Source organism: Pseudomonas sp. P5_A12 (assembly GCF_056400685.1).
Map to the genome: position 1 here is coordinate 1 of NZ_JBFUKU010000546.1, position 1,703 is coordinate 1,703.

Annotated in this window: 3 protein-coding genes; 2 read left to right on the plus strand and 1 reads right to left on the minus strand. The window is 46.3% G+C overall.

The genetic code is table 11. The features are described from left to right. The first annotated feature begins 141 nt into the window (after positions 1-141). Positions 142-699 carry a hypothetical protein gene (locus AC1DSG_RS30955; protein ID WP_477794265.1) on the plus strand — a complete coding sequence of 186 codons (558 nt, stop codon included), beginning with the start codon at positions 142-144 and terminating at the stop codon, positions 697-699. Positions 700-744: 45 nt separating this feature from the next. After that, positions 745-1,440, plus strand: a complete 696-nt coding sequence (locus AC1DSG_RS30960; protein ID WP_477794266.1) for a hypothetical protein — start codon at positions 745-747, stop codon at positions 1,438-1,440. A 33-nt stretch (positions 1,441-1,473) separates the two neighbouring features. Here AC1DSG_RS30960 and AC1DSG_RS30965 read toward each other — a convergent pair. Beyond that, a partial coding sequence (locus tag AC1DSG_RS30965; protein WP_477794267.1) for a KTSC domain-containing protein occupies positions 1,474-1,703 on the minus strand: 230 nt, incomplete at its 5' end.

A 1,703-nucleotide genomic window follows, 5' to 3' on the forward strand; every position in this document is an offset into this window, starting at 1 on the left:
CAACTGACCTACCTCAAGGTAACAATCTACAAATAATCCAAGCCGATTCTCGCCTTCCGCACAGCATCGAAAGCCGACAAAATTCGAGTGGATATACGGTATGCTGTGCGCATACACAGTTATCTCGTGTAGGTAGTTCTTATGCGCAAGATGAACACTACAGAATGCGCAGTTCTGGACGTTTGCAAGCTGGCCAGAGCTGGCGGGCTGGAGGCTGGCGCGACCACGTTGCTGGTGCTTGTTGATGAAGTTATTCGTGTTAAAGMTACGAGCGAGTCACAGCTCTCGCTGCTCTATCAGATTTCGTTCGTTGAATATCGGTACACGCTAGCCATTGAGGCGCTGACCGAACCGTTCAGGGGGCGCTTCACTCGCACCCGTATTCGCTTTCTCTGCCCTGGCTGCGGAGTTCGCTGTCGCCACCTCTACCTGCGCGGCAGGTTCGCCTGTAGAAAGTGCCAGAACCTCAACACGCCGACCTGGCAGAAGAACCCCAACATTCTGCCAGGTGAGCGTGTGATGCAGTTGCGCAAACAGCTAAACGCTGGGGATACGCCAGTCGATGAGATCACACGGCCCGCCGGGATGCACCGTGAACGCTTCGACTGGCGCATTGCGCGGTTGCGTGAACTGGAGCCTGTAGCTGCTGATGATGTGAGGCGGTATGCTAAAAGGCTTGGAGTGCTTGAATGGATGTAGCGACAATTAACGTGAATCGCCAATCACACTAAATGCTGGATTATTATGCGAACATCACAGCTACTAATAACTTTAATTATTATATTTTCATTTGGCTCAGCTGCTGGGGAGCTGAATAATTTTCCGACAAAATTATTCGGCGTAACTCTTGGAGAGACTTATTTTTTTGATCCGCAAGCCCCTGATGACCATGGGGATTTCCCAGTGAGCAAAATAGCTGGATTTGAAAAATTTTTAGCTCCTGGAATTACTTTTTTTTTCAAGCCAAACAAAGAGTACAAGGGGTTTAGTTACACTGAAGAGGATGGCGGTAAAGAACACCCGGAATGCAAAAAATGCAAAACAACATTCAGCATGTATGTGCTGCCCGATATACCTGACTCTATTTTGACTTCAGACCAATTAGCGAAAGCAAAAATTGGATTCAAGCCTATCTCCATTAGTTGGAGAAGTTTGGAACTTAGAAATGCTAAAAACGATAAACACTATTGGTGGGCGTATGAGTTGTGTCACATATTTGAAGTGGATATCAATATTAAGCCTGAAGTCATAGATATAAAAAAAGACAATTCATATATGTGCAGTTTTTACAGCGATAAAAAAATGCTCAGAGTTGAGGCCAATAGTGTTTATGGTCAAGAGGTATCACTTTCCTATGACTCTGACACCGAAATGGCTCTTGATAAATCTTTTTCCAATAGAATGCTAAAGTTTCAAGCAAACGAGATCAGGCCTTACTAATGGAATCTTGTATCGCAAAAAGTGACAAGCCCATTACTCAGGAATCCCACCCAGCCGACAATCGAAATTGCCCTTGATGTTGCCTAGGTAGAAACGGCCCTTTGAGTCTGCGTTCAGCCACTGGGTCACCACCTGTGAAGGTATGCCGCAGTAGTGGTAATAGGTCTGATCCAGCAACACAACCAAGTAGCTCTGCTTGGGCTGGTAACAGATGCGGTGAACCAAAGAGCTTTCAGTATCCGTGCAAGTGAATGGCTCTAGGT

What these genes read in the sequence shown, in the direction of transcription:
- AC1DSG_RS30960 (WP_477794266.1), top strand. Translation starts at nt 745, where the DNA reads ATGCGAACATCACAGCTACTAATAACTTTAATTATTATATTTTCATTT.